We start from the raw sequence: 387 nt of genomic DNA, 5'->3' as shown, positions 1-387 counted from the left end.
AGTGTATTACTAAGTAGAATATTCTGATAATTTAGTGCTTTGTTTACAGTTTTTTTGGCTATTCAGTGACAAAGCGAGCATTGAGGTGTTGAAAGGCACCATCATAAATCATTAAAAGTCACAGCTTGTTCAGAAGGCTGACTATGGCAGCACTTCTGAAGCAGGGTTGATCTTAAGCTCTCTATTCAGCCTGTTTAGGCAAAATCAGATTCAGTAAAACGCCAACAATAGCGCAAAGGCTAACTCCCTGTAAGCTAAATTCACCGCCGCCGATATACATCCCTCCAATACCGAATACCAGAATCAATGCGATAATACTTAGATTTCTAGGTGCTGTTAAATCTTGACCCGATTTAACCAGAGTATTCATACCGACCACTGCAATAG

The 387-nt window shown here is 39.8% G+C and carries 1 pseudogene; it reads right to left on the bottom strand.

Annotation, left to right across the window (positions count from 1 at the left end):
- Positions 1-181: 181 nt before the first annotated feature.
- Positions 182-387 (bottom strand): annotated as a pseudogene (locus BTA35_RS17470) (uracil permease); the annotation flags it as partial.

It is taken from the genome of Oceanospirillum linum (assembly GCF_001995095.2).
Taxonomy (GTDB): Bacteria; Pseudomonadota; Gammaproteobacteria; order Pseudomonadales; family Halomonadaceae; genus Oceanospirillum; species Oceanospirillum linum.
Note: the sequence above shows the minus strand (reverse complement) of the source record. Positions and strands in the feature narration are given on the sequence as shown.